The 26412-nt window shown below is 59.9% G+C and carries 23 protein-coding genes and 2 tRNA genes; 20 read left to right on the plus strand and 5 right to left on the minus strand.

Features of this window, described 5'->3' with window-relative positions; all coding sequences use genetic code 11:
* The first annotated feature begins 66 nt into the window (after positions 1-66).
* The 7 genes from ACP3RB_RS03005 (at position 67) to ACP3RB_RS03035 (ending at position 6718) form a co-directional block, all read left to right on the plus strand.
* Positions 67-2934 carry a hypothetical protein gene (locus ACP3RB_RS03005; protein ID WP_426699397.1) on the plus strand — a complete coding sequence of 956 codons (2868 nt, stop codon included), beginning with the start codon at positions 67-69 and terminating at the stop codon, positions 2932-2934.
* 12 nt (positions 2935-2946) lie between these two features.
* Positions 2947-3435 (plus strand): NUDIX domain-containing protein, encoded by a 489-nt coding sequence (locus ACP3RB_RS03010; protein WP_426699398.1) that lies wholly within the window; start codon positions 2947-2949, stop codon positions 3433-3435.
* 296 nt (positions 3436-3731) lie between these two features.
* Positions 3732-4154, plus strand: a complete 423-nt coding sequence (gene rpsP, locus ACP3RB_RS03015) for a 30S ribosomal protein S16 (RefSeq protein ID WP_049356712.1) — start codon at positions 3732-3734, stop codon at positions 4152-4154.
* 2 nt (positions 4155-4156) lie between these two features.
* The gene (locus tag ACP3RB_RS03020) at positions 4157-4402 is read left to right on the plus strand and encodes an RNA-binding protein (RefSeq protein ID WP_005505691.1); all 246 of its coding nucleotides are present in this window, start codon (positions 4157-4159) and stop codon (positions 4400-4402) included.
* A gap of 181 nt (positions 4403-4583) precedes the next feature.
* On the plus strand, positions 4584-5258 hold the full coding sequence (rimM, locus tag ACP3RB_RS03025; RefSeq protein ID WP_314850841.1) for a ribosome maturation factor RimM: 675 nt from the start codon (positions 4584-4586) through the stop codon (positions 5256-5258).
* 3 nt (positions 5259-5261) lie between these two features.
* Positions 5262-6221, plus strand: coding sequence for a tRNA (guanosine(37)-N1)-methyltransferase TrmD (gene trmD, locus ACP3RB_RS03030; RefSeq protein WP_426699399.1), 960 nt, complete (start codon positions 5262-5264; stop codon positions 6219-6221).
* Between the two features lie 209 nt (positions 6222-6430).
* Positions 6431-6718 (plus strand): antibiotic biosynthesis monooxygenase family protein, encoded by a 288-nt coding sequence (locus tag ACP3RB_RS03035; protein ID WP_426699400.1) that lies wholly within the window; start codon positions 6431-6433, stop codon positions 6716-6718.
* Between the two features lie 729 nt (positions 6719-7447).
* Here ACP3RB_RS03035 and ACP3RB_RS03040 read toward each other — a convergent pair.
* Positions 7448-7864, minus strand: coding sequence for an MmcQ/YjbR family DNA-binding protein (locus tag ACP3RB_RS03040; protein WP_311452180.1), 417 nt, complete (start codon positions 7862-7864; stop codon positions 7448-7450).
* A 92-nt stretch (positions 7865-7956) separates the two neighbouring features.
* Between ACP3RB_RS03040 and ettA the strand changes: the two genes are divergently transcribed.
* Positions 7957-9636, plus strand: coding sequence for an energy-dependent translational throttle protein EttA (gene ettA, locus ACP3RB_RS03045; RefSeq protein WP_297604938.1), 1680 nt, complete (start codon positions 7957-7959; stop codon positions 9634-9636).
* A 255-nt stretch (positions 9637-9891) separates the two neighbouring features.
* Positions 9892-10467, plus strand: coding sequence for an HdeD family acid-resistance protein (locus ACP3RB_RS03050; RefSeq protein ID WP_426699401.1), 576 nt, complete (start codon positions 9892-9894; stop codon positions 10465-10467).
* Positions 10468-10606: 139 nt separating this feature from the next.
* Here the strand turns inward: ACP3RB_RS03050 and ACP3RB_RS03055 are convergent, their stop codons facing one another.
* Positions 10607-11515 carry an acyl-CoA thioesterase gene (locus ACP3RB_RS03055; RefSeq protein WP_426699402.1) on the minus strand — a complete coding sequence of 303 codons (909 nt, stop codon included), beginning with the start codon at positions 11513-11515 and terminating at the stop codon, positions 10607-10609.
* Between the two features lie 201 nt (positions 11516-11716).
* Between ACP3RB_RS03055 and ACP3RB_RS03060 the strand changes: the two genes are divergently transcribed.
* Together ACP3RB_RS03060 and ACP3RB_RS03065 are read left to right on the plus strand one after the other, a co-directional pair.
* Complete coding sequence (locus tag ACP3RB_RS03060; protein ID WP_426699403.1) at positions 11717-12574, plus strand: transcriptional regulator; 858 nt, start codon at positions 11717-11719, stop codon at positions 12572-12574.
* Between the two features lie 274 nt (positions 12575-12848).
* Positions 12849-13454: a peptidase gene (locus tag ACP3RB_RS03065; protein ID WP_311452183.1), complete on the plus strand. Its 606-nt coding sequence runs from the start codon at positions 12849-12851 to the stop codon at positions 13452-13454.
* 109 nt (positions 13455-13563) lie between these two features.
* Here ACP3RB_RS03065 and ACP3RB_RS03070 read toward each other — a convergent pair whose 3' ends face one another.
* Positions 13564-14733 carry a GDSL-type esterase/lipase family protein gene (locus tag ACP3RB_RS03070; protein WP_426699404.1) on the minus strand — a complete coding sequence of 390 codons (1170 nt, stop codon included), beginning with the start codon at positions 14731-14733 and terminating at the stop codon, positions 13564-13566.
* A 220-nt stretch (positions 14734-14953) separates the two neighbouring features.
* Positions 14954-17503: an aminopeptidase N gene (gene pepN, locus ACP3RB_RS03075; protein ID WP_426699405.1), complete on the minus strand. Its 2550-nt coding sequence runs from the start codon at positions 17501-17503 to the stop codon at positions 14954-14956.
* Positions 17504-17881: 378 nt separating this feature from the next.
* Here pepN and ACP3RB_RS03080 point away from each other — a divergent pair, with 378 nt between their 5' ends.
* From ACP3RB_RS03080 to ACP3RB_RS03090, 3 genes are all read left to right on the plus strand, one after another.
* Entirely contained in the window at positions 17882-18373 is a 492-nt protein-coding gene (locus ACP3RB_RS03080) for a ribose-5-phosphate isomerase (protein ID WP_070605377.1), read from the plus strand.
* Positions 18374-18486: 113 nt separating this feature from the next.
* Positions 18487-19371 carry an Fpg/Nei family DNA glycosylase gene (locus tag ACP3RB_RS03085; protein ID WP_426699406.1) on the plus strand — a complete coding sequence of 295 codons (885 nt, stop codon included), beginning with the start codon at positions 18487-18489 and terminating at the stop codon, positions 19369-19371.
* Between the two features lie 19 nt (positions 19372-19390).
* Positions 19391-19936 carry a cysteine hydrolase family protein gene (locus tag ACP3RB_RS03090; RefSeq protein WP_426699407.1) on the plus strand — a complete coding sequence of 182 codons (546 nt, stop codon included), beginning with the start codon at positions 19391-19393 and terminating at the stop codon, positions 19934-19936.
* 212 nt (positions 19937-20148) lie between these two features.
* Here the strand turns inward: ACP3RB_RS03090 and ACP3RB_RS03095 are convergent.
* Positions 20149-20219, minus strand: a tRNA-Gly gene (locus tag ACP3RB_RS03095).
* 268 nt (positions 20220-20487) lie between these two features.
* On the opposite strand from ACP3RB_RS03095, the gene ACP3RB_RS03100 reads away from it, so the two are divergent.
* The 6 genes from ACP3RB_RS03100 (at position 20488) to ACP3RB_RS03125 (ending at position 26285) form a co-directional block, all read left to right on the plus strand.
* A tRNA-Pro gene (locus ACP3RB_RS03100) sits at positions 20488-20562 on the plus strand.
* Positions 20563-20669: 107 nt separating this feature from the next.
* The gene (gene tig, locus ACP3RB_RS03105; RefSeq protein WP_311446147.1) at positions 20670-21971 is read left to right on the plus strand and encodes a trigger factor; all 1302 of its coding nucleotides are present in this window, start codon (positions 20670-20672) and stop codon (positions 21969-21971) included.
* Between the two features lie 290 nt (positions 21972-22261).
* On the plus strand, positions 22262-22915 hold the full coding sequence (locus ACP3RB_RS03110; RefSeq protein WP_005505718.1) for an ATP-dependent Clp protease proteolytic subunit: 654 nt from the start codon (positions 22262-22264) through the stop codon (positions 22913-22915).
* A 5-nt stretch (positions 22916-22920) separates the two neighbouring features.
* Positions 22921-23610 carry an ATP-dependent Clp protease proteolytic subunit gene (locus ACP3RB_RS03115; protein WP_012903382.1) on the plus strand — a complete coding sequence of 230 codons (690 nt, stop codon included), beginning with the start codon at positions 22921-22923 and terminating at the stop codon, positions 23608-23610.
* 475 nt (positions 23611-24085) lie between these two features.
* Positions 24086-25456 carry an ATP-dependent Clp protease ATP-binding subunit ClpX gene (clpX, locus tag ACP3RB_RS03120; RefSeq protein ID WP_426699408.1) on the plus strand — a complete coding sequence of 457 codons (1371 nt, stop codon included), beginning with the start codon at positions 24086-24088 and terminating at the stop codon, positions 25454-25456.
* A 187-nt stretch (positions 25457-25643) separates the two neighbouring features.
* Positions 25644-26285, plus strand: coding sequence for a DsbA family oxidoreductase (locus ACP3RB_RS03125; RefSeq protein WP_426699409.1), 642 nt, complete (start codon positions 25644-25646; stop codon positions 26283-26285).
* Positions 26286-26412 lie beyond the last annotated feature (127 nt).

Raw genomic sequence — 26412 nt, forward strand, 5'->3', positions numbered from 1 at the left:
GGCGCACCCGTACCGGTATGGTGCCCGGTTTGGGCATGTAAACGGGTGTGTGAAGGGAAGGTATCAATGGCTCAGAATGAGCAGAATTGGGATCGAGAGAACGCGGATGATCAGCTGAATGAGCAGATTATGCCGTGGTCTCAGCGCGCCTTCGCTGATGATGCTGTAGAGGGGCCTGCCGGTGAATCTGCCACCGAATCTGCAGACGAGTCTGCCGTTGAGTCTGTAGCTGAGGAGGGCTCACTAGGCTTCTCTGAGGCTTCCGCAGAGGAGGGTGAGGACGAACTTTCAGGCGATTTTGCGGACGACCTTTCAGACGACTTTGCGGATGGCTTCGACAATGATTCGAGCATCCTTCCCGGGTACACCCCCGTCTGGGCGCGTATCGCCCTCGAGTACGGGGAGCACGCCGCTGAACTGGCGGGCGACCTCGTCTACTCCAGCGAGAGCGACGACCCCGCCGTTGACGACGTTGCCGCAACCATCCTGAACCTCATTCGTGAAGCCCGCAGTATGCACGATGAGGTGAAGGCGGAAGACCCCGATAAGCAGCGAGCCTGGAACGACCGCACGAAGGTTGACCGCCTCGCCGCCGCCTTGGAGAGCGAAGAGTGGACCGTCGATAAGCTCACCGGCATGTGGGACGACGCCCCCGCACCCGCCGGAACCGGCGAATCGGATAGCCCCGAGTACCTGCGCGCCCAGGATGAGGAGCGCACCGCCGAGAAGCAGCGCAATGAGCGCATCGAGCAGACTATGGAGCTGGAGGAGAAGATTCAGCGCCGCCGCATCATGGCTCGTTCCACCACCGATGAGGAGCTGATTGCCGCCCTCATTGAGGCGACCGCCGCCTCCCCGGAGCTGATTGCTTACGAGATGGGTGAGCATCAGGTGCAACTCTACGTGCTGTGCGCCGTGGATGATGAGGGCTACATGAACGTGCTGGAGGTCGCTGACGGCCACCTGCACGTGGGTACTCCCGTTGAGGATTACGTGGCGCAGCTGGTGGATCAGCTGCCGGTGACCGGTGCCGCCCTTGAGGGTGAGGCGACCGTGTGGGAGGAGCTACCCAATGGACAGGGTGAGCTGGAGTTCCTGGTGGACGGTGACGCTGCCATGCTCGTTGACCTGCCCATTGACATGATTACGGGGCTTCTTTTGGCGTACCTTCCTGCCGGTACTCGACAGGTTGTTGCCGCGCCGGCAGGGGAGTGGACCCTCATTTCTGCCGACCCGGTGGATCTGATGGCGCTGCTGGGCCTGCTGAACTGCAACGCCCTGATTGCTGAGGGCAACGCGAACCAGCAGCACCTGGTGGTCTATGAGGAGCCCGCCCGCGAACCCTACTCGGATGAGGAATGGTACCTGGAGGCGTTCGGTGAACCCTACGAGAATATCGTGGAGGAGTTCACCTGGCAGCGCGTGCCTAAGCGTCTGAACCGTGCCCTCAGTCGTGAGGAAGTCGCACGTTTTGGCGGTGTGCTGGAGGATTTGCTCTCGGAGCTTCCCGGTAGCGCTCCGGAGCTGTCGGGCTCGAAGATTTTCGGTTCCGATGAGGATGAAATCGAGCAGGGCATCGCTAATGTCATGGCGATGTTTGGTGTGGAGGCTGACTCCATTACCGGTCGCCGCCTGAATGCGTACCTGCGCGATACGAGCAACACCCTGGCGTTGGAGTCGGTGTTGCAGCTGCTGGATGTTCCCACGGAGCTGGCGTTGGTTCCGACTACCGGTTTTGATGTGGCGTCGATTAGCACGGCGCGCGTTTTCGGCAATGAGGATGAGGGCTTCGCGCAGCCTGCAGATGCGGCTGAGCCCGCTGAGACTGAGCCTGCTGAGACCGAGCCTGCCGATGCGTCTGAATCTGCTGATGCGCCTGAAGGTACTTTCTCTGAGGACGACGAGGAGATTGAGCCCTACCCGGGCGGCTACACCTCGCCCATGGACCGTAGCTACCGATTGGTTGCGACCGGTCGCCGCGTGACCCTCGCCGAGTGGATGGATGCCATTAGCGAAGGTCATATTCCCTTCGAGTACACTCATATGTCTTTCCCGGAAGACGCTTTTGATGAGGAAGAAGACGTCCTGGACTCTGAGGCGTTTGATGACTTCGAGGCTCACTATGAGCAGGACCGCGATTCCGATATGGACGAGGCGAACCAGCCTACGGGTGGCAGGAATTTCACCCCGGAGGAAGAAGAAGCTATTCTTGCGCATTTGAGGGCTGCCCTCGCACCGCATTCCGCTAAGTCTGCAACGGAACAGCCTGCCGCAGAACAGCCTGCGGTAGAGCAGTCTGCCGCATCGCAGACCGAGGCGACCCCGGCTGAGGACGCACCATCTGATGCCGCACCGTCTGAGAACGCATCCGCTGAAGATGTTCCGTCTCAGGCAACGCAGGTAGCCCCCTCCGCACGGTCTGCCTCGAAGAAGCCTGCCGCGAAGGAACCTGCCTCGAAGAAGCGCTTGACCGCCGAGCAGATTCGCGCCAAGACCCGCCGTGTGGGTCTTGTCCTGGGCGCGGATGTGACCGCTCAGAGCGCTATCGCCCTGACCCTGGCGAATGTGGCGCGCCGCCGTCGCGCTCAGGGTAAGGCGAGCCGTAAGTTCTCGGTGGCTGCCGCACTCTTTGCGCTGAATGCCACCGTGGAATCCGCCCTGATTCCCACGGTGCTGCGTTCTTTTGAGCAGACTCAGATGAAGAAGCACGCCCGCCCGGTGGCGGATGCTGAGCTGGTGCATCCGGGTGGTAGCGCGAGCGCTGAGCACTCGACCAAGAAGCGCACTCTCATTGACGATTTGCGTGAGGGCCACTACCGCACGGTGGAGGATGCTGCCCCGTCCACGGAGCAGGCACCCTCTGGACTGCGTGAGCGTGCCCTGGGTATAGTGCGTAGCATCAGGCAGCGCGCTGCGAAGAAAACCGACCGCTAAAGGAAAGAAGCCATGAAGGATTCCTATCTGAGCGATGAAGAGCTGAAGGCTTTTATCGCCACCTTGCCCACGCGCCGTTTGGCGGCGGGCGCGCTGATTCGTAATAAGCGCGGCGAGATGCTGCTGGTGAAGCCGAACTATAAGGACGGCTGGATCCTTCCCGGCGGCACCGTGGAGGCGGGCGAGGCGCCCAAGCCCGGTTGTGAGCGTGAGATTGCGGAGGAACTGGGCCTGGATGTGAAGCTGGGTCGTGTGTTGCTGATTTTCCACGGTCTGGCGTTGGGCGTGTGGGGCGATTCAACCTACTACATGTATGACGGCGGCGTGATTGCAGCGGATACGAAGATTACCCTGCAGGATGCTGAGCTGGTGACCTATGAGTGGGTTGCTCCGGAGAACCTGGAGGGTTACGTGCGCCCGTCGATGGTTCAGCGTCTGCGTGAGTGCTACCGCGCCCTGGAAACGGGGGAGACTCTGGAGATGAGCAACCTCGACTCCTAATAACCTCGACTGGCGGCGGCTACGCTGCGGCTCGCCGGGGAGCTACAGGGGTGCATCACGGGCATATCACGGGGCACAGAACGCCGTTTAAAAGTGATATTCGGTGCCTTGGGCAATTATTTTTCCGTGTCGCTAGCTTAAAATCTTGGGCTCTGATACCCTAGCTGAGTACCCGGCGACGCGCGACCCCTCTCTTCGCGCGCCGTTGTGTCCATAGAGGCGCCGTGAATGGCCCGCCCCACGGGTGCTGAACCGTGTGCCTCGCACCAAATTATGAAACAGGAGTAACCACTAAAGTGGCTGTTAAGATTCGTCTCAAGCGTATGGGTAAGATCCGCGATCCTCGTTACCGCGTCGTGATCGCTGATTCGCGCGTCAAGCGCGACGGTAAGACCATCGAAGAGATCGGTATTTACCACCCGACCGAGCACCCCTCGCGTATCGAGATCAACTCTGAGCGTGCTCAGTACTGGCTCTCCGTCGGCGCACAGCCGACCGAGCAGGTTCTGGCTCTGCTGAAGCTCTCGGGCGACTGGGCTGCATTCAAGGGCGAGAAGGCAGAGTCCAAGATTCTGCCCGTCGAGGCTAAGGCTGAGTTCGTTGTTCCCGAAAAGGGTTCCGTGATCCTGCCCGAGGCTATCACCCCCAAGGCTGAGAAGGCTGAAGAGGCTGCTGAGGAAGCAGCACCCGAGGCTGAGGCTGAGGAAGCAGCTGAGTAATTATGTTGGCTGACGCACTCGAACACCTGGTTCGAGGGATTGTCGATCGTCCGGAGGACGTGAAGGTGCGCCTGCGCACTCAGCGTCACCGTGAAACCCTTGAGGTTCGCGTGCATCCGGATGACCTGGGCCGAGTTATCGGCAGGTCCGGTCGTACCGCCAAGAGCATCCGTCTGGTGATGGACGCTATTTCTGATGGCGAGCCGATGCGTATCGACATTATCGACACCGACAAAAAGCGACGCTAGCTCGTTAACGCTTGAAGCCCCCGCTCCCGGAATTTTTCCGGAAGGCGGGGGCTTTCGCGTACCCGGGTCCCGGTGGTAGTGCGGGCGGCAGAATGCACCCGTCCCTGGTGCCCGGTAGAATAGTGGGAGCCGTGCACGTGCACGGCGTAGGTTTTCGACTTGTACCCAGCGGAGGAAAATTATGCAGGTTGTGGTGGCTCGTATCGGTAAGCCTCACGGTATTCGTGGTGAGGTGACGGTTCAGCTCTTTACTGATGCCCCGCAGGAGCGTTTTGCCCGCGGTGAGGTGCTCGGTATCGAGAATTTCAAGCCCGGCTCTGCTGCCGCTTCGGTGGCACCTACCGGTGAGCTGACGGTTGCCGGTGCCCGCTGGAACAAGAAGATTCTGGTGGTCCGTTTTGATGAGGTGACTACCCGCAACCAGGCTGAGGAGCTGCGCGGCAGCCGCCTGGTCTACGAAGTTCCCGAGGATGAGGGCGATGAAGAGGGCTTCTACGAACAGGAGCTGGTGAACCTGCCCGTGTACCTGCTGGCGGATGTTCCCGAGGGTGAGAGCCCCGTGGATAACCCGGCTGTGGGTAAGCCTCTGGGTAAGGTGACCGGTCTGCAGACCATGCCGGTTCAGGATTTGCTGCTGATTAAGCTGGCTCGTTCGCCGCGTCTTGCCTCCGGTGCGGGTGAAGAGATTATGATTCCTTTTGTTGAGGAGATTGTGCCTGAGGTGGTTCCCTCGACCGAGGATGAGCCCGGCTTTGTGCTGCTGACCCCTCCGGCGGGTTTGATTGACCTGGTTGAGGATGCTGAGCAGGATTCTGCGCAGGCAACCGAGCATGCGACCGAGCAGGCGGGGGAGTAGTCCGTGCGCTACGATGTGGTCACGATTTTCCCCGAGTACCTGGAGCCGCTGAAGCTGTCGCTGCTGGGTAAGGCGCGTGAGAAGGGCCTGGTGGACCTGCACCTGCATGATTTGCGTGAGTACACCTTTGACCGTCACCGCACGGTGGATGACACCCCGTACGGCGGTGGCGCGGGCATGGTGATGAAGGCGGAGCCGTGGGGCTTGGCGCTGGATGAGGTGCTTGCCGCCTCCCCGCTGAACGCCGCTACCGAAGATGCTTCTGAGGGTGCTAACTCTGAGGGTGCCGAGGCTGATACCCGCCCTCTGCTGATTGTCCCGTCCCCGGCGGGCGCCGTTTTCGATCAGGCGATGGCGTATGAGCTGGCGGAGGAGAAGCATATCGTCTTCGCTCCGGCGCGCTACGAGGGTATTGACGAGCGTGTGCTGGACTGGGCGCAGGAGAGCTTCCGCGTGATGCCCGTGTCCCTGGGTGACTACGTGCTTTACGGCGGCGAGGTTGCGGTCATGGCAATGATTGAGGCTATCACCCGCCTGATTCCGGGCGCGATGGGTAACCCCGCCTCCCTGGAGGAGGAGTCGCATACGGGCGGTCTGCTGGAGTATCCGGTGTACACGAAGCCCGCCGTGTGGCGTGACCGTGAGGTGCCGGAGGTGCTGCTGTCGGGTAATCACGGTGCGATTGCGCGTTGGCGTCGTGACCGTCAGATTGAGCGCACCCTGGAGCGCCGCCCGGACCTGTTGGAGGCGTATCCGGTGGAGCAGTGGGATAAGAAGGATCGCCGCTTCTTGGCTGAGCGCGGGGTGCATTTTGCGAATCCGGCGAAGGCGGCTCAGAAGAAGGCGAAGAAGAGCTCTGCACCGCAGACCGATAGTGCGGCTCAGGCAGATACCGCGCAGCATGAGGCAGCATGGCCTGATACCGCACAGTCTGATACCGTACAGACCCAGCCGGAGTCCTAAGATTCGAACAGGTGCTCGTGGGCGCCTCGTGATTCTCTGAATGGGGGTTAGCGTCATATAACTGTTAGTTGGCGCTAACCCCTATTTTTTGTGCCCGTGAACCGTTATGCTGAGGTTAACCTCGCTAAGAACCTAGCTTACCTATAGCTGGTGCGAGGTTGTAACTCGCTTTCATTGTTGAAAGCACGTACTCAACAGAAGGAGGACACATGTCCGTTGTTAAGGTTCACCGTTTGACTGTCGTTGGCGACAATCGTGATGAGCTGGAGAAGCGCTTTGCCGCTGCCCGCCACATCGCTGACTCTTTCCCCGGCTTTGAGGGTTTTGAGCTCTGGCGCCCTCTGGATGAGGGTGGCGACTACTTCGTGGTGACCCGCTGGGCTGATGAGGCAAGCCATGATGCGTACGCGGCGGCTCGTCGTGAGCGTGACCCGAATACTGTTGTCTCTCACGCTGATGGCACCATGAGCTTCGAGAAGGTGGAGTTCGGCGAGTAACGGGTTGCTCTGAGTAACCGGTCACTCGGGAAACTATAGATAAATCCCAACGATAATCGCCCTGATGAGGGGTTATCCTATTTTTATCTCACATACTGAGGGGTCGCACTAACTTTTCTACATATTGCTTTAAGTGGGTATTAGCCCATATGGAGGTGATATAAGGAAGGTTTAGGGCGGCTCCTCCTTGATTTTTCAGGGGTTAAAGTCTGCAGGCGTTTTGCCCCGATTGGGTATGTGGGTTTGGCGCTGCAAAACACCTGAAATATGCTCAATAAGTGCTTGCGGAATACCTCAATCCGAAAGTGACACTTTGATGCAAAAAGGTTATTATTATTCCCGAGAGTACACATTCGTCCGTGCCGGTAGTTCGGGCGAAGGCAGTGATTCCCTCTCAGCTACATCGCATGACGTAGCTGAGTCACTCAAGGGAAATATTCCGTGCACCCATGTGAGTGCCTCCTCTGCATAGGAGGTCTGGCAAGGGAGCCGACTCAACTATCACGTATTCACACAAGTGGTGCATGGTACGGACCCCCGCAATATATGGGGTGGGAGCTTGGTGGTTCGAGCGTTCATTGTGGTTGATGACCCATTCAGTCGCGGATAGGAATGTGCTTTGCAAAGCGGGTGAGCAAGCCGGTGGTCCGGACCGGTGCTCACCCGCTCCGCTGTTAAAGACCGCTTTTCACTCGCCTCAAACTCCACGTTTCCCCGGTGCTTTTCGGCCTAATGCTTTTCGGGTACCGGGCGCTCGCGGAACTCGATGGGCCGCTTCGCCTTGGGCAGCGAGTACATGACGCGCAGGTACGCATCCTCTACCAGCTCCTCCAGAACCCGCCCGGTTACGCCTTCGCCGGCACCCACAGAAATCCAGTGCCGCTTATTCATGTGCCACGCCGGAATGATGCTCGGGTAGATGCGCCGCAGCACCTCTGATTCTTCCGGGTCGGTTTTGAGGTTCACGATGGGGTAGCCGATGCCCTCGGTGTACATGGCGAATATCTTGCCGCCCACCCGGTACACCGTGTGCTCGGGACCGAACGGCTGATCGCGCGTCGCCAGCGGCATGGCGAGCGCGAAGCGGTCAACGGCATGTTCGAGGTCCTCGGGTGCCAGAAGTTTGGGGGAGGGGTTTGTGCTCATAGCTTCGAGTCTAATACCCGTGCGGTACTCCGCATAGCGTGCACCCCAAAACTCTCGTACCCTCAGCCGAATCCACGCTAAAATAGGTAACTATGGCTGAATTTATTTATCAGATGATCAAGGCCCGCAAGACTGTGGGCGACAAGGTCATCCTTAACGACGTGACGATGTCGTTCTTCCCCGGCGCCAAGATCGGTATGGTTGGTCCGAACGGTGCGGGTAAGTCGACCATCCTGAAGATCATGGCTGGCCTCGACCAGCCCTCCAACGGTGAGGCGCGCCTGACCGCAGGCTACACCGTGGGTATCCTCATGCAGGAGCCGCCGCTGAACGAAGAGAAGACCGTTCTGGGCAACGTTGAAGAAGGCGTGGGCGAAATCAAGTCCAAGCTGGACCGCTTCAACGAAATCTCCGCCCTCATGGCTGAGCCCGACGCTGACTTCGACGCCCTCATGGAAGAAATGGGTCAGCTGCAGGAAGCTATCGACGCTGCTAACGCATGGGACCTGGACTCCCAGCTGGAGCAGGCAATGGAGGCGTTGCGCTGCCCGCCCGCTGACATGCCCGTCACCCACCTCTCCGGTGGTGAGCGCCGCCGCGTGGCACTGTGCAAGCTGCTGCTGCAGAAGCCTGACCTGCTGCTGCTCGACGAGCCCACTAACCACCTGGATGCAGAGTCCGTGCTCTGGCTGGAGCAGCACCTGCAGTCCTACGAGGGTGCCGTCATTGCGATTACCCACGACCGTTACTTCCTCGACCACGTTGCCGAGTGGATCGCCGAGGTTGACCGCGGTAACCTGTACCCCTACGAGGGTAACTACTCCACCTACCTGGAGAAGAAGCGTGCCCGCCTCGAAGTTCAGGGCAAGAAGGACGCTAAGCTTGCTAAGCGCCTGAGCGAGGAACTGGACTGGGTCCGCTCCAACGCTAAGGGCCGCCAGGCTAAGTCGAAGGCTCGTCTGGCACGCTACGAGGAGATGGCTGCGGAGGCTGAGAAGACCCGCAAGCTTGACTTCGAAGAGATTCAGATTCCTCCGGGACCCCGCCTGGGTAACGTGGTTATTGAGGCTGAGAACCTGCAGAAGGGCTTCGACGGCCGCTCCCTGATTAACGGTCTGTCCTTCTCCCTGCCCCGTAACGGCATTGTGGGTGTGATTGGTCCTAACGGTGTGGGTAAGTCCACCCTGTTCAAGACCATCGTTGGCCTGGAGCCCCTCGACGGCGGCGAGCTGAAGGTCGGCGAGACCGTCAAGATCTCGTACGTTGACCAGAACCGCGCGAACATTGACCCGGAGAAGACCCTCTGGGAGGTTGTCTCTGACGGTCTGGACTACATCCAGGTCGGCAACGTTGAAATGCCTTCGCGTGCGTACGTTTCCGCGTTCGGCTTCAAGGGCCCGGACCAGCAGAAGAAGGCGGGTGTGCTCTCCGGTGGTGAGCGTAACCGCCTGAACCTGGCGCTGACCCTCAAGCAGGGCGGTAACCTGCTGCTGCTCGATGAGCCCACTAACGACCTGGATGTTGAGACCCTCGCATCCCTGGAAAATGCGCTGCTGGAATTCCCCGGCTGTGCAGTGGTCGTCTCTCACGACCGTTGGTTCCTGGACCGCGTGGCAACCCACATCCTGGCGTGGGAGGGCACCGATGAGAACCCGGATCAGTGGTACTGGTTCGAGGGTAACTTCGAGTCCTACGAGAAGAACAAGATTGAGCGCCTCGGCCCTGAGGCTGCTAAGCCGCACCGCGTGGTGCACCGCAAGCTGACCCGCTAGGGTTTGGTTCGGTAGCGAGCCCCGCCTCCTGCGCTGTTGAAGCGTGGGGAGGTGGGGCTTTGCTGTGCCCGCTAGATGCCGTATGCGCTGAATGGTGTACGCGCGGACGAGGGGAATGTGCTGACAAGGGGAGGGGCGCGTGTTCGCCGGTAGAAATAGTTCGCCCAGCGGTGACCGGTACGTCATGGCGGAGTTCACATTCGCGGTTTAATGGATGTGTACAACTAACGCATTTGATACGAAGGATTGGAGATCATGCTTTCAAAATATAACTGGATGTCCCTAGTGACCGGTCTGCTACTGGTCGCAACGGCAATCTACATGTTCGCCAACCCCGCGACCCCGCTGGCAGTTCTGGGTTTTGTGTTCTCCGTTGCGGTGTTGCTCGGTGGCGTGTTTGAGCTGGTACGTTACTTCGGTGCGCTGAAGCCAGCACGTACCGGCTGGGACCTAATCAACGGCATCCTGACCGTGGTGGTAGGCCTGATTCTGCTGACAGCCTCGGCGGGCGCACAGGCGACCTACATCCCGACCATTGTGGGTGTGTGGCTGGTTGCGTGGGCGCTGATTCGTCTGATGACTGCTCAGGGCCTGAAGTACCTGAGCTTCGCCGCCGGACGCCACCTGCAGTTCTCTGCTATCGGTACCCTGATCCTGGGTTTACTCGTGCTGCTGTTCCCGATGTTCTTCGGTGCGGTGGCAGTGTGGCTGATTGCCCTGGTGCTCCTGCTGGCTGGTCTGGTGTTTGTGGGTGACTTCTTCGTTTCCCGCCGCACCAAGCGCACCGTGCACATTTCCCCGGACGGTGTGATTGACGTCGAAGCCCGATAAACACCCGTTAGCGGCGTTGAGCGCATAAACTAGATACGGAAAGACCGTGTGAGACAACCACCTCACACGGTCTTTCTGTATGCTCTAACGTTTGCGCTGAAGCTTTAGGGTGTACTTGCGGCTCTAGCGGCACTCTGCTTTAGCGGTATTCGGGCAGGCGGAACATCATTTCCTGCGCCACGGTCGCCACCAGCTCACCGGAACGATTGAAAATCGAACCCTGCGCGAGCATCCTGCCGCCCTGAGCGCTCGGGGAATCCAGCACGTACAGCAGCCACTCATCGGCACGCGCCGAACGGTGGAACCACATCGCGTGATCCAGCGAGGCGCTCTTGAGGCCCGGCTCCAGCCAGAACTTGCCGTGACGGCGCAGAGCCGGCTCCAGCGGCAGGTAATCCGAAGCGTAAGCAATAGCGGCACGGTGCTCCGCCTCTGACGCCTCAGAACCATCAGCATGCACCAGGCGGTCAAAGGTCTTGAACCACACGCAGGCACGCGGCTGTGTCGAGGAAGCATCCGGCTGAGTGTACAGGGGCGCGTCCACGTGGCGCATATCAATCGGGCGTTCCCACGCGACCGCCTGTGCAATGGGGTGGGGGAGCTGGCCCAAATAGTCGCTGACCATGGGTAGCGACTCGGGGTCCGGAACCTCCGGCATAGTCACAGCGGTGTGCTCCGGTCCGCGGCTATCGGACTGGAACGACATAATCGCCGAGAACATGGGCGCCTCATCCTGGAACACCTGCACACGGCGGGTCGAGAAAGAGCGGCTATCGTTCAGGCGCTGAGTGGCGAAGAGCAGCTCACGCTCAATATCGCCGGGGCGCAGAAAATAGGCGTGAATCGAGTGGATGTCCTTGCCCTCCACCGTGCGGTCGGCGGCAATGATCGACTGGGCAAGAACCTGACCACCGAAAGTACGCGGCTGCTCGCGGGTGAGCGTCACGCCGGTAGACACTTCATCACTACCGAAGGATGCGGGTGCCGCCTCCACGGGGGAGAGGTCCAACATGCGCATGAGGTTTTGGGTCACAGTGGGCTTGGTCATGGTTTCATTCTCGCACGTTTTCAATGAACCGGTTTCTGGCGTAGAGTGGGAGAGCATACTCTGAGACAACTATGATGGGTTGATTTAGAGTATTGACTAGGAACTATGACACCGGATGATTGATCCGGAACGTCACACACCATTGCACAATATCACCCACCAACTTGCCACCGAGCAGGCCAACGCCGAAAAGGAGCAGAAATGACTACGCCGTCTGAAACCACCCCTGACACCGCACAGGACAACGCTCCCGACCAGAACAGCGCACCGAACGCGGCTGCATCTATTGAGCTCAAGTACAACCCCCACGAAGGCGTGGAGGAGCCCTACCTGATCCTGCCCGGCGGCGCCCAGGGTGCCGCAGTGGTCAAGGACCTTGCCACCTACATTTCTCGCGCCCTGGCGGTGAACCCGGACGCCGCTATCCGCCTGACCGCGCGCGGCCGCGTGGTGGCGGTATTCGCCTGCTCCCTGGAGCCGGAGGACGCCTCCTCGAGCACCCCGGTCATCATGGGTCTGCGTGCCCTGCACCTGCTGGCTGACTCCACCCTGGACATGACTGTACAGGCGCAGGCGCTGCTGGACCGTCTGGCGCGTCTGCAGAAGCAGGCGGAAGAGCAGGTCAACGAAGAGAACCCGCAGCTGGTGCTGTTCATGCCGCCGGTGACCGTCAACGCTAGCTGGGCTGGTAAATCGGCCCCGCTCAGTGGCTGGTACGAGGTTGGCACCGTCCCGGTTGAAGAGTTCCACCGCGCCACCGCAGAGGGCCTGGAGGCGGTAGAACGCGCCCTGCCCGAGAACCCCGGCGCCGCGGTGCTTTCCACGGTGCGCTCGCGTATTTGGTCCTCCGATATGGTGCTGGAGTACCTACCTGAACTTGATACCGTGCTTGTGCCGACCGGCGCGGCGTTTGCCCTGCGCGTGTTCGGTTTCATCCCGGAAGGCTTCACGGGCGATCTGCCCCTGTTCGCCGCGCATGTGGGGTCGGATGAGTGGCTGCGCATTGTGGCGCCCGCCGGTATGGTGCTGGTGCGCCGCGGTTCCGGTTCGCTGCTCTAACTCTCATCGAGATACTCAGACTTTTACGCTGGTGGTGTGGGCTCTTAGCCTGCGCCACCAGCCGTTTTTCTATACCGCGTGACATCAATGGGGCAGTTGTAATAATGACACTCGATAGGGCATTACTTTACGAAAATAGGGTATTCTAGAAAAACTACGCCCTCTCACCGGGGCGTCTATGACACACCGATTTACCAGCCACACCGCACGGGAATTCTTCCGCAGCGCCCTCACCAGGCGCATCCTTCCCGTACGGATCGAAAGTGAGACCTAAATGGATCTGATTGCAGTCGACATCGACGGCACCCTTGCCAGCAACCGAGATCAGATGGACAAGTACCTGACCGGTTTCTTCGCAAGCAACCGCCGATTCTTCAAGGCCATCCGCAACGCCACGGTCAACGTTGAAGTTGCCGACCAAGTTCGCGAAATTGCGGCAGAAACCGGCGCAGAGGTCGTAGTAATTACCGGCCGCGACGGCACCTACATGAAGGAACTGAACCAGTTCATCGCCCGTGCAGGTCTGGAACCCAAGCACGTATTCGCTAAGCCCGGTAATGACGGCTCCAACAGCCCCGCGTGGAAGGACTCCATCATTGAGTCCCTGATTGCTGACGGCAACCGCATTATCCACGCTTTTGAAGACACCGACCATGAGGTGTACCTGCGCCGCGGCATCCCCGTCACCTGGATTGCCCCGATTCGTGACTACATTGGCGAATGGCACTACGAGTCGATCGACATTGACCCCGTCGCCTGGGCTGCTGAGCAGCGTGAGAAGGAAGCCGCGCGTGAGCGCCAGAAGCGTCGCCTTGCGGAGGGCGTGCTCGCACACCAGAAGGCTGAGGCGAAGGAACGCCAGGCGAACGTAGCGGTATAAATCCCGCACACTAACTTGAGAGCTGCGGTGGGTAACCCACTCAAACGAATGAGGCGCCGGAAGGATTCAATCCTTCCGGCGCCTCATTTTTTTTTGACACTATATGCGCTTACGCGGCTGATTTAGTGATACCGAGCAGCTCACGCAGGCGGGCCTCGAACGGGGCCGCCAGCTTGTACTGCGCCTCATCCTTCAGGTGTACGCCATCAGCCATGTCACCCTCAGTCAGGTAAATGGTCTGCCAATCCGCGGTGTCCATGAACAGCACGCCGGTCTCGCGGGCACCCTGCCGCGCGACCTCGTTCGCCACGTGACGCTTATGTGCCAGCTGCTTATCCGCCGCAGCGTCCTCGCTCATCGACACCACGCCGCCGAACACAATCTTTGAAGACGGGTACATGCGTCGCAGTTGCTCAATGACCTGAGTCTGGTGCGCGTTCACGTGCTCGCGAGCCTTCGTCTCATCCTCGTGAATGTAAATGTCGTTACCCGAGGCGTCCAGGTAAATCACGCCGGGATTACCGCTCGGCAGAGCCCAACGGCCACCCATCACGCCCTGATAGTAGGAGGGGCACACGCCTTCGCGGGCGGTCACAAAACCCACGCCGCCGCAACGGAACAGGTACGGAACGAAACCTGCCTGCTTCAGGCCCAAACCAACCCAGGAGGTTGCGGTCACCTGCGAGTCGCCAATCACCAGGGCGTCCTTAGCGCCCAGGACGTTCGCGTTACGCGGCAGACCGTTCGCCTTATCCCAGTAGAGTTCAGCCTTCTCAAACTTGGTGTGCAGAACGCCGTTCTCGGAACGCCAGCTCACCGGCAGACCCTCCCAGCCGGCAAAGTCGCTGTACTGGCGCTGCTTCCACCAGTGCTCGTAGACGCCGGATTCCACCGCGACCGGACCGTACTTGGGGGTGTACATGACCACGCCACCCTTGAACTGCTGAACCAGCATGTCGGCGGCATCAGCGGTGGTAGAGAACGGTGCCTGAATCTCACCGGTTGCCTGCGCGCCCTCCTTACCGAAGGCGTTCTGCGCGGTGCGTTCAATCTTCTGCGCCGGGGTAGTCGGTTCCGGAGTCGGCTCGGAGGAGGGGGACTCGCTGGGGCTTTCCTGCGCCGACTGGGTAGGCTCGGCGCTCTCAGCGGCAGTAGCGGCGGTGCTACCGGGCGCGTTGGAGCCTCCTGCGGAGTACACGCCAAAGGAACCGGCAGCAACCACAGCAAGGACTGCGCCGGTCAGAGAAACTTTCGCGATAGGAGACTTGATAGAAGGCATGCACAACAGTATACGATAGGCGCAACCCCAAGTAGAGAGCTTTTGAAGGATATTCAAACGAAAATGGCAAAAAATATGCACCGCAGTGACAAGATTTTGGGCCCTTGATGCAAAACGTCCCCTCCCACCCCGAATCTCGGGGTAGAAGGGGACGAATAAAAACCCATGAGCAAAAACCTATGAGAGCAGGTGGCGAACCCGCCTCAGCTCACAAGCATTGTTAGATGTCAGCCGCCTGAACCTTCAGCGCACGAGCCACGCCGTCGCGTGCCTCCGCAATCTGACGGTACAGAGCCGCAGCATCCTCAGGCAGAGAAGCCAGGTACGCCTCGGTACGCTCCAGCAGTTCAGCGGTCGGCTCGCTCGGGTACATGCCACCAATAATCTGCATGGAAATCTCGTGCGAACGCGAACGCCAAATGCCCTCAATCTGCTCGAAGTACGGCTCATCGTACTGGGCAATCAGCTCGGGCTTGCCGGACTTAAAACCGGAAATAGCGTAACGCTGAATCATGTTCGACAGCTCGCCGGTCACCATGATCTTGTTCCAGTACTCAGCCTTAGCCTCCGCAGTCGGAATCGACGCGTACGCCTGAGCGGCGTACTGCTGACCGTTCGCGGTGTTGTCGTTCTCCAGCTCCGCAGCGATCTGCTCGGCGGAGAAACGGCCACCGGTTGCCAGGCGGCACACCAGGTTCCAACGCAGGTCAGCGTCAATGTCCAAGCCCTCAAGGGTCAGTTCGCCCTCGAAGAGGCGCTGCACGTTGTCGTACTGCTCCTCGGTGCGGGTCTGGTTGATGAACGCCTGCAGCAGCTGCAACTGAGCATCCGAATCGGGCTCTGCAACGCATGCCAGCTCCCAGAGACGGTCAGCGGCACGGTGGCGGGTCTCCTCGCGAGCCTCGGGAGCCACGAAGGAGTGCAGGGTAGCGGACAGGTTGTTAATCTGGGTGCGCAGAGCGGTAGAGTTAGTCTCCTTGCCGATGTTGTTCAGCACCAGGTCAACGTACTTACGCGCCGGCATCTGAGCGTCACGCACGGTATCCCAGAGCGAACCCCAAACCACGCCGCGAGCCACGGACGAGTCAATATCGCCCAGGTGCTTGATAGCGGTCTCAATGGAACGCTCATCCAGGCGAATCTTGGCGTACGCCAGGTCCTCATCGTTCAGCAGCAGCAGGTCGGGGCGCTTCTTACCGAGAGCCTCCTCGACCACGGTCAGCTCGCCGTCAATGTCCAGCTCGATGCGGTCGGTGCGGGTCAGCTTGCCGTCCACCAGGTTGTAGAAACCAATCACCGCACGGTGCGGGCGCAGAGTCTCGAAGCCCTCAGCGTAGGACTGGCGAATACCCAGCGACGAAATGTTGCCAGCCTCGTCGTTCTCCACCTCAACAGCCAGGGTGTTCACGCCAGCAGTCTCAAGCCACTTAGCGCTCCACGCACGCACGTCACGGCCGGAGGTGCGCTCCAGCTCAACCAGCAGGTCATCCAGAACGGTGTTGCCCCAGCTGTGCTTATCGAAGTACACCTTCAGGGCAGCCATGAAGTTCTCCTGGCCAACCCACGCCACCATCTGACGCAGCACCGAAGCGCCCTTCGCGTAGGTAATGCCGTCGAAGTTCACCTGAACATCGGCAAGGTCACGGATCTCAGCCACGATCGGGTGGGTCGAAGACAGCTGATCCTGACGGTACGCCCAGGTCTTCTCCGAAGCGGCGAAGGTAGCCCACGCCTCCTTGGCGTAGCGGGTGTTCTCCGCGGCGGCCAGGGTAGACATGAACTCCGCGAAGGACTCGTTCAGCCACAGGTCGTTCCACCACTTCATGGTGACCAGGTCGCCGAACCACATGTGAGCCAGCTCGTGCAGAACGGTAATCGCGCGGCGCTCACGCAGAGCCTCCGCAACCTTGGAACGGAAGACGTAAGTCTCCAGGTAGGTCACGCAGCCCGCGTTCTCCATCGCACCGGCGTTGAACTCGGGCACGAACAGCTGATCGTACTTCTCGAACGGGTACGGGGTCTTGAACTGCTCCTCGTAGAACTCGAAGCCCTGGCGGGTCAGCTCAAACATGTCCTCAGCATCCACGAACGGCATGAGGGACTTACGGGCGTACACACCCAGCGGAATCACGCGACCCTCAGAGTTGGTCAGCTCGCTGGTGACCTTCTCGTAGGGGCCAGCCACAATCGCGGTAATGTACGAAGACATGCGCGGGGTCGGCTTGAAGAACCAGGTCTTCGCGCGGCCGCAACCGCATTCCTTGTCCTCAATCTTCACCTCGGGCTGGTTCGACACAACCACCCAGTGCGAGGGCACGCGCACGATGAACTCAAACTCAGCCTTCAGGTCGGGCTGCTCAAAGACCGGGAACACGCGGCGGGAATCCGGCACCTCAAACTGAGAGTACAGGTACACCTCGCCGTCAGCGGGGTCCACGAAACGGTGCAGACCCTCACCGGTGTTGGTGTAGAACATCTCTGCGTCAATGACCAGGGTGTTCTCAGCCGCCAGGTTCGGCAGCTGGATGCGCTCGCCGTCAGCCAGGTCGGTGCTCAGCTCTTCGCCGTTGAGGTTAATGGACTTGACCGAGGAAGTGATGGCGTCAATGAAGGTGGAGGCACCTTCTTCAGCGTCGAAGCGGATTTCAACCTTCGAAGAGAAGACGTCTTTGTCCTTCGGAAGGTCAAGCTCAATACGGTACGAGTGCACGCGCTTAATGATGGATGCGCGTTCGATTGCCTCATTGCGGGTTAGGTTCAGGCCGGGCATACAGCTCCCTCTCCTTAGATGTGAATAGCGTGCCGTGGTGACACGCCCTGTCATGGTGTCCTGGTTCCCGAGGCGCGGCTCCTGCGACGCTGCATACGTAGCGCTGGAAGTTTTCAAACGTGGGCGCGGCGAATCGGGACACCAAAAAGTGCCATAACCCACAGTCTACCGTATAGGTGGGGGTCTAGAAGGGTTCCCATTACCCGAACCAGCGCGAATTCGATACAGTTAAGACAGAAAAAACCTAAACGGGGAGGCGCATCCCACCTGATGGATGCGCGGCGCACTCTAGCAACGGCGCTCAGAACTGAGAACCGGCGCCTCCCAAGAACGCACGAACACACGTCACACCAAGACAAAATCACCAGGAGAGTACCCATGCGCGTACACATCGCAACCGACCACGCCGGCCTCGAGCTGAGCCACTACCTGATTGAGTCCCTCACCGCTGCGGGCTACGAAATGATTGACCACGGCCCCGCCGACTACGACCCGCTGGACGACTACCCCTCGTTCTGCATTAACGCGGCCCTCGGTGTGAAGCGTGACCGTGAGGCTGGCCTGGACTCCCTGGGTATTGTGCTGGGCGGTAGCGGCAACGGTGAGCAGATGGCTGCGAACAAGGTTGAGGGTATCCGCGCGGCTCTGGCGTGGAACCACGACACCGCTGCGCTGGCCCGCGAGCACAACAACGCACAGGTTGTTGCTGTGGGCGGCCGCCAGCACAGCAAGGAAGAAGCACTGGAAATCATCAAGGTCTTCCTGGCTACCCCCTGGACTAACGAGGAGCGTCACGCACGCCGTATCGGTCAGCTGGCTGAGTACGAGCAGACCGGCGACATTGCCGGCAAGCAGATTGACGCTGCCTAAGCTCTAAAACATGAGGCGCATAGTGCAGGCTATGCGCCTCAGTCGTTCCTATACTCCATATCATCCGCGCTATTTCTAGCAGATTCTAGCCGACAAGTTTTCGAGGAGAACCCGTGCCCGAAGGCCACTCCATCCACCGTATCGCCCGCCAAATCAGCGACGTCTTCACGGGCGAGCGCGTGCAGGTTACCTCCCCGCAGGGCCGCTACGCTGAGGGTGCCGCCCTGCTGGACGGTCACATCATTACCGGGGCGTACGCGCACGGCAAGCACCTGTTCGTGACTTTCGATAACGATCTGACCCTGAACGTGCACCTGGGTATTTACGGTAACTGGAGCTTCGGCGGGGACGAGACGTTCACGGGTGCTTCGAGCATTGGTGCGCCCCGCAAGATTGGCGAAAAAGAATACGCGGCGGGGGAGGGGGACCCCTACGCCGGTCCTCCTGAGCCGAAGAGTACGGTGCGTTGCCGTATTGTTTCGGAGCACGGCTGGGCGGACCTGGTGGGCCCGACTATCTGCCGCACTCTCACCCCGGAGGAGGTGCGCACCGTCCGTTCCAAGCTCGGTCCCGACCCGCTCAACCCGGATGCCGACCCCGAACAGTTCTACCGTGCGGCCCGCAAGAGCGGACGCCCCATCGGCGTGATTCTGATGGATCAGGCGGCAATCTCCGGTGTGGGCAATATCTTCCGCGCCGAATCGCTCTACCGCCAGGAAATTGACCCGCTACGCCCCGGCAAGACCCTCAGTGACGAGGAGCTGAAGCGACTCTGGGAAGACAATAAACACCTGCTGGTCATCGGCGTGCGCGTGGGTCGTATCATCACCACCGAACCTGAAGACCGCCCCGGCGTACCCGAAACCGAAGCCTGGCCCGACCACGCCAACTACGTGTACATGCACCACGGCGAGCCCTGCCGCCGCTGCGGAACCACCATCCGCGTGGAAGAAATCGCCGGACGCAAACTCTACTGGTGCCCCGGCTGCCAGAAGTAGCCACAGGAGGAGAAGAACAATGGCTGAGGCTCTAATGGTGGTGGATGTTCAGAGGGGTTTTCTGCATCCGCAGCTACCGGCTAGAAATAATGACGGTGCGGAAGAGAAGATGCAGAAGATTATGGAGGCTTTCCGCCGTTCAGGGCGGGAAATAATCCATATTCAGCATCGAGGAACGGACCCGAGCTCTTTCTTTTACGATGAGGAAAATATTAGGTTTCAGTCCGGATTTGAGCCTCATGCGGGGGAGAGGGTATTTACCAAAAATGTGAATAGTGCGTTTATTGGTACGAATCTGCTTGCCTATCTGCGTGAACGCGGGATTGACCGGCTCACGGTGATGGGCTGTACGCTACCGCATTGTGTGTCTACCACTGTGCGGATGGCGGCAAATTATGGTTTTCAGGTGGTTCTTGTTGAGGATGCCTGCGTAACCTTTGCGCTTTCTGATGGTGCCGGCGATTTTCTTTCCCCGGAGATGGTGCACCTCTACAATGTTGCGGCGTTGCGCGATGAATTCGCCACGGTCGTCTCGGCACAGCAGGTGCTTGAGGAGTATGTATAAGCAGGCTGGAGTGTGCGGATTCTGAGCGCGCGAGGAAACAAATCCGCATGCGGAAGGGATTCCCACAGATTCGTTCAGGATAGTTCTCGAGGGGATGACGGGCTGGAGGGCGAAAATCCCGAGCGCGCGAGGGAATGTATTTTCGCCCGTAAGCGATTCCCGTCAACCCCGAGCACAAAAAATCCCCCCGACAACGTCGGGGGGATTGTGCGAGGGGATGACGGGAATCGAACCCGCGTAATCAGTTTGGAAGACTGAGGCTTTACCATTAAGCTACATCCCCGGAATGGAACTTGACCATAGTAACGAGGTTCCATCTGCGCTGTCAAACTCTTAGGCGTGTTGGTGCGGTTTTACGTGGTGACTTTTGTGTGTTCTTGCGGGCGTTTGTCTCATCTTTTTGTGCCGGTCTGCGCATCCTTATGAGGGGAGTACGCGCTCAGTGGAAATAAACCGCGCACGAGCCGCTGTGTTGGGCATTTAGCGGGAAAACAGGTAAACTAGGGCACTGACTGTGTTAAACACGCAAGTGCGCAACACGGTCGGTTTCACGGGGCGTGGCGTAGCTTGGCTAACGCGCCTGCTTTGGGAGCAGGAGATCGCAGGTTCGAATCCTGTCGCCCCGACGTGAAACGGTTGCCGCGACGCTACAGGGTCGTGGCGCTCTTTCCACTAAGCAACCGCGGCACACACGATTCGTGCCGCACCGAAACTATATGAGGAGATCACGGACGTGAAGACCGCCGTCGAGAAGCTCAACCCGACCCTCGCAAAGATTGAGGTCGAGGTTCCCTTCGCAGAATTCAAGCCCTACCTGGACCGCACCTACAAGAACCTCTCGGGTCAGATCAGCGTTCCCGGCTTCCGCAAGGGTAAGCTGCCCAAGCAGCTCATCGAGCAGCGTGCGGGCTTCGACTACATCGTCGAGGCATCCCTGAACGACGCTCTGAACGACTACTACGCACAGGCACTGGGCGAGAACGAACTCTCCCCCCTGGCACAGCCCGAGCTGGACGTTCAGTCCCAGCCCTCCACCGAGAACCGTGAGGCAGACGTCAAGCTGACCATCACCGTCACCGTCCGCCCCGAAATCGAGCTGCCCAACTACGAGGGCCTCGAGGTTGAGGTTGACGAGGTAGAGGTCACCGCTGAGGACGAGGTTCAGGCACTGGACGCTCTGCGTGAGCGCTTCGGCACCCTGAAGACCGTTGAGCGCCCCGCAGCTGACAAGGACTTCGTGACCATCGACATCGCCGCAGAAATCGACGGCGAGCAGGTAGACGCAGCAAACGACCTGTCCTACCAGATTGGTTCCGGCACCATGCTCGACGGCATCGACGAGGCTCTGACCGGCCTGTCCGCTGGCGAGGACGCAACCTTCGAGACCAAGCTCTCCGGTGGCGAGCACGCAGGCGAGCAGGCAACCATCAAGGTCAAGCTCACCGCAGTCAAGGAGCGCGAGCTGCCCGAAGCTGACGACGAGTTCGCACAGCTGGCTTCCGAGTTCGACACCATCGAAGAGCTGAAGGAAGACATCAAGAAGCAGGTTGCAGAAGCTAAGGTTGCCGAGCAGGGCACCCAGGCACGCGACAAGGTCCTCGCAAAGCTCGTTGAGCTCGTTGAGATCCCCGTCCCCGAGAAGGTTATCGAGGACCAGCTCGAGCAGCACTTCAACAACCCCAACGCTGAAGCAGGCCACGACACCGAGGAACACCGCGCCGAGGTTCGCGAGAACACCGAGACCGCATTCAAGAACGAGATGGTTCTCGACGCTGTTGCGGACAAGGAAGAAGTGACCGTTGACCAGGCTGAGATGATCAACTACATCATCACCATGAGCTCCCAGTACGGCATGGACCCCAACCAGTTCGCACAGATGCTGGACGGCTCCGGCCAGGCTGGCGCACTGGTCGGCGAGGTTCGCCGCTCCAAGGCTCTGGCAGCAGTGCTGAAGACCGCAGTGGTCAAGGACACCAAGGGCAACGTTGTTGACCTGTCCAAGTACCTGGGCGAGGGCGAAGAGGCAGCTGCCTAAATCCCCGCCACGGTCTGCAAGAAGCCACCCCGCTAGAGGGCGTGAGCTGATTGCTTGAAACGTGTAGCCTCAGCGGGCATCCACCGAGCTTATCGGTTGGGTGCCCGCTGAGGCTCTTTTCACCCCCGGCTATTCCGCCTCTGCTTCACCCCCTGGCGAACGAACAACCCGAAGGGAAGCGGGGGAGAGCAACTATCGGTAAGGTAGTAGCAACGAAACTTTTCGCGTGCGCTCCGGCGCGTAAATCGCGCAAAGATGCAGCGAAGACCCATTAGAGAAGAAGAGGAAGAATGTCCAGCTACATGCCTCTGCCCATCGGCGCCTCCCAGGCAGCCGGCGTGGCGCCCGCGCCGTCTATGGCAACCCCCATCGTTGGTGCCCAGGAAGATTACGTCTACAACAGCCTCCTGAAGGAGCGCATTATCTGGCTCGGCTCTGAGGTGCGCGACTCCAACGCTAACCTCATCTGCTCCCAGATGCTGCTGCTCTCGGCTGAAGACCCCGAGGCAGACATCTACCTGTACATCAACTCTCCCGGCGGCTCCGTCACTGCCGGTATGGCTATCTACGACACCATGCAGCTCATCCCGAACGACGTGGTGACCGTGGTGACCGGCATGGCAGCATCCATGGGTCAGTTCCTGCTCACCGCAGGCACCATCGGCAAGCGCTACGCAACCCCGAACGCCCGCATCCTCATGCACCAGCCTCTCGGCGGCATCGGCGGTACCGCATCGGATATCCGCACTCAGGCTGAGCTGATTCTGGACATGAAGAAGCGCCTGGCAGAGATTACCGCTGAGCGCACCGGCAAGAGCCTGGAAACCATCCTGAAGGATAACGACCGCGACAACTGGTTCAATGCGGAAGAAGGCCTGGAATACGGCTTCTTCGACCACATTGCTACCACCGCCGGTAAGCTGCCCGAATCGAAGAACGCATAAGGGAGATGCACATGAACTACCTGCCGAACGATATCACCACCTCGGCGCCGGCTATGCCGAGCAACCGCTACGTGCTCCCCAGCTTCGAGGAGCGCACCCCCTACGGTTACAAGCGTCAGGACCCGTACGCAAAGCTGTTCGAGGACCGCATCATCTTCCTGGGCACCCAGGTGGACGACGCATCCGCTGACGACATCATGGCTCAGCTGCTGGTTCTGGAGGCACAGGACCCCGAGCGTGACATCACCCTGTACATCAACTCGCCCGGCGGTTCCTTCACCGCAATGACCGCCATCTACGACACCATGCAGTTCATCCGCCCCGAGATTCAGACCGTGTGCCTGGGTCAGGCGGCATCCGCTGCGGCGGTTCTGCTGGCTGCCGGTACCCCCGGCAAGCGTCTGGCACTGCCGAACGCTCGCGTGCTGATTCACCAGCCCGCACTGAGCGGCCAGCAGGGCGGTCAGGCATCTGACATTGAGATTCACGCGAACGAGGTTATGCGTATGCGTGAGTGGACTGCACAGACCCTGGCACTGCACTCGGGCAAGACCTACGAGGAAGTTGACCGCTCCATTGAGCGTGACAACATTCTGACTGCGGCTGCTGCCCTGGAGTACGGCCTGGTCGATAAGGTGCTGGAGTCGCGTAAGCTGCGTAAGCCTGCAACCAACACCGCTATTTCCCACACCTAAACTTTAGTTTTGAGGAATATCCCGAGTATTTTTCGGGGGAGGGGCGGCATCGTGCCGTGTGCGAGCCTTTGGGCTGGTGCGCGGTGCGGTGCCGCCCTTTTTTATGCCCACTGTTTTGTGCCCGCCGGGCAGGTTACGGCGAGGCGAGCAGATAAGCGGCGTTGGCCTGCGCTTTTGTGCCGGGCTTTATTATCTGCCGGGCTTTACCGTCACATACCGGAGTATCAACCTCCGCCGCCGTCATAAAAGACGCGCTTTGTCATATGCCCGGTAAGTCCGTCCATTTGCGGTGCGTAATTCTGAGTTCCGGGGTGAACTCCGGTAGCCTTAGAGAAGGAGAAAATTAGAGTATTTCATACCGGTTTCTCGCTCAAACCAGGGCGCCCACCACCGCCCCTCCTAAGAAATCACCGCAGACATCAGAACGCTGACCCTTCTGCACTGATTTCACCACGCCGATCGAAAGGGAATCTTCGTGGCCACAGACGTCATTGTGCCTCCCGAACAGCCCAACGCCAGCATGCGATGCTCTTTCTGCAAGAAGACTCGCGCGCAGGTTTTCAAGATTGTGCTCGGCCCGAACGTTTCCATCTGCGACGAATGCGTGGAACTGTGCGAAGAGATCCTCGCTGAGGAGCGTCTGAAGGTGAAAGCCCCCGCGGCTGCCCCCGCGCCTCAGCTGGCCACTCCGCGCGAAATTTACAGCTACCTCAATGACTACGTTATCGGTCAGGACGCGGCGAAGCGCACCCTGGCGGTGGCGGTGTACAACCACTACAAGCGCATCCACGATATTGATAACCCTGTGTTGACCTCCCGCATTCTTTCGGCGACCGCGGGGGAGCAGGTGGAGCTGGGCAAGTCGAATATTCTGATGCTCGGCCCGACCGGTTGCGGTAAAACCTACCTGGCGGCAACCCTGGCGAAGAAGCTGGATGTGCCCTTCGCCCTGGTCGACGCAACCACCCTCACCGAGGCGGGCTATGTGGGTGACGACGTGGAGAACATTCTGCTGCGCCTCATCAACGCCGCTGACGGCGATATTGCCAAGGCTCAGCGCGGCATCATCTACATTGACGAGATCGACAAGATTGCCCGCAAGGGTGGCGAGAACCTCTCCATCACCCGTGACGTGTCCGGTGAGGGCGTGCAGCAGGCGTTGCTGAAGATTATTGAGGGCACTGTGGCGACCGTACCGCCGGAGGGCGGACGCAAGCACCCGGCGCACGCGAATATTGAGATTGATACCTCGAACATTCTCTTCATCGTGGCCGGTGCCTTCGACAATATTGACGACCGCATCGCAGCCCGCGTGGGTGCCGGCGGCATCGGTTTCGGCGCTGAACTGGGAGGTTCCGTGAAGAACCCGCTGGACCAGATTATGCCCGAAGACCTGGCACACTACGGTATTATCCCCGAGCTGATTGGCCGTCTGCCGGTCATCTCGACCCTGAGCGAGCTCAACGAAGAAGAGCTGGCTCGCGTGCTGACCGAACCGAAGAACGCGCTGCTCAAGCAGTACCGTCACCTCTTCGCTTTGGACGGCGTGGAACTCATCATCGACGACGCAGCAGTCGCCGCTATTGCCCGCCTCGCCGCCGAGCGCGGTACCGGTGCCCGCGGCCTGCGCTCCATGATGGAGCAGATTCTGCAGCCGATTATGTTCGACATCCCGGACCGCACCGATGTGGTGTCCATCGTCATTGGTGAGGACACCGTGCTCAACGGCACGGAACCTCGCTACGTGCTGCAGGCGCCCGACCCTGAAGCCGAGACCACCCGCACCGTCAAGAAGGGGGAGGCGAAGGCCGCCTCCCTGAAGGACGCGGACCGTCAGGCGGCATAACCGAATACTTCCAGCCGACAGGCTAGGGAATAAAGAAGCCGTCGCCCCGGTTATACGGGGTGACGGCTCACTAGCAGGTACCGCTCTCGTTGGCTTGTCCTGAAGAGCGTGTGCTGAAGAGCGTGTACCGAAGAATAAGCGCCGGCTCATGAAGCGGCTGCCGCAACCGTATGAGAGAGGAACACTCATGGCTGAGAACGCACCCGCACAGGTCGATTTCTGGTTCGACCCGATTTGCCCCTGGTGCTGGATTACCTCCCGCTGGATCGGTGAGGTGCAGAAGGTCCGCAACATTGAGGTGACCTGGCGCCCCTTCTCCCTGTCCATGCACAACCAGGGCCGCGAGCTGCCCGCCAGCTACCAGGCAGCGATGGACAAGTCCTGGGCACCGGCCCGCCTCATCACCGCTGTGCGCGAGCTGCACGGCAACGAGGTCATCAAGCCCCTCTACGATGCTCTGGGCGAGCAGATTCACCACAACAGCAATAAGGCTGATTCCTACCGCGACGCAATCGTCAAGGCGCTGGAGGAGGTCAACCTGCCCGCAGAGCTGGCGGATGTCGCCTTCACCGATCAGTACGATGAGCAGATGCGCGCCTCCCTGGACCTGGCGCTGGAGACCGTGGGTGGTACCGATGTGGGTGTTCCGCTGATCTCTATCAACGGCACCGCTTTCTTCGGCCCGGTCATCTCCCCGAGCCCTGCCGGTGAAGAGGCAGGTAAGCTCTTTGACGGCGCTCTGGCGCTGGCTTCCTACCCCGGCTTCTTTGAGCTGAAGCGCCCCCGTAACGTGGGCCCGATTTTCCACGGCGAAAAGGGCGAAGCCTAGGAACCCTGCAATGTGCTGAGATTCCTGCAATGCGCGCGGGCTCGGTAGAGTCTGCGGCTGCAGAGCAAAAAAGTACCGCCCGGTCAGTACTGACCGGGCGGTACTTTTCTATTCACTCTGTTGCTCT

It is taken from the genome of Rothia mucilaginosa (assembly GCF_049990865.1).
Lineage (GTDB): Bacteria > Actinomycetota > Actinomycetes > Actinomycetales > Micrococcaceae > Rothia > Rothia mucilaginosa_I.

Excerpts from the sequence above, each read along its gene's own strand:
- ACP3RB_RS03050 (WP_426699401.1), top strand. The coding sequence starts at position 9,892 with ATGCTTTCAAAATATAACTGGATGTCCCTAGTGACCGGTCTGCTACTG.
- ACP3RB_RS03020 (WP_005505691.1), top strand. The coding sequence starts at position 4,157 with ATGTTGGCTGACGCACTCGAACACCTGGTTCGAGGGATTGTCGATCGT.
- pepN (WP_426699405.1), bottom strand. The coding sequence starts at position 17,503 with ATGCCCGGCCTGAACCTAACCCGCAATGAGGCAATCGAACGCGCATCC.
- ACP3RB_RS03055 (WP_426699402.1), bottom strand. The coding sequence starts at position 11,515 with ATGACCAAGCCCACTGTGACCCAAAACCTCATGCGCATGTTGGACCTC.
- ACP3RB_RS03035 (WP_426699400.1), top strand. The coding sequence starts at position 6,431 with ATGTCCGTTGTTAAGGTTCACCGTTTGACTGTCGTTGGCGACAATCGT.
- ettA (WP_297604938.1), top strand. The coding sequence starts at position 7,957 with ATGGCTGAATTTATTTATCAGATGATCAAGGCCCGCAAGACTGTGGGC.
- ACP3RB_RS03005 (WP_426699397.1), top strand. The coding sequence starts at position 67 with ATGGCTCAGAATGAGCAGAATTGGGATCGAGAGAACGCGGATGATCAG.
- ACP3RB_RS03040 (WP_311452180.1), bottom strand. The coding sequence starts at position 7,864 with ATGAGCACAAACCCCTCCCCCAAACTTCTGGCACCCGAGGACCTCGAA.
- ACP3RB_RS03070 (WP_426699404.1), bottom strand. The coding sequence starts at position 14,733 with ATGCCTTCTATCAAGTCTCCTATCGCGAAAGTTTCTCTGACCGGCGCA.
- ACP3RB_RS03115 (WP_012903382.1), top strand. The coding sequence starts at position 22,921 with ATGCACATGAACTACCTGCCGAACGATATCACCACCTCGGCGCCGGCT.
- ACP3RB_RS03110 (WP_005505718.1), top strand. The coding sequence starts at position 22,262 with ATGTCCAGCTACATGCCTCTGCCCATCGGCGCCTCCCAGGCAGCCGGC.
- rimM (WP_314850841.1), top strand. The coding sequence starts at position 4,584 with ATGCAGGTTGTGGTGGCTCGTATCGGTAAGCCTCACGGTATTCGTGGT.
- ACP3RB_RS03125 (WP_426699409.1), top strand. The coding sequence starts at position 25,644 with ATGGCTGAGAACGCACCCGCACAGGTCGATTTCTGGTTCGACCCGATT.
- ACP3RB_RS03010 (WP_426699398.1), top strand. The coding sequence starts at position 2,947 with ATGAAGGATTCCTATCTGAGCGATGAAGAGCTGAAGGCTTTTATCGCC.
- ACP3RB_RS03065 (WP_311452183.1), top strand. The coding sequence starts at position 12,849 with ATGGATCTGATTGCAGTCGACATCGACGGCACCCTTGCCAGCAACCGA.
- ACP3RB_RS03080 (WP_070605377.1), top strand. The coding sequence starts at position 17,882 with ATGCGCGTACACATCGCAACCGACCACGCCGGCCTCGAGCTGAGCCAC.
- ACP3RB_RS03060 (WP_426699403.1), top strand. The coding sequence starts at position 11,717 with ATGACTACGCCGTCTGAAACCACCCCTGACACCGCACAGGACAACGCT.
- ACP3RB_RS03090 (WP_426699407.1), top strand. The coding sequence starts at position 19,391 with ATGGCTGAGGCTCTAATGGTGGTGGATGTTCAGAGGGGTTTTCTGCAT.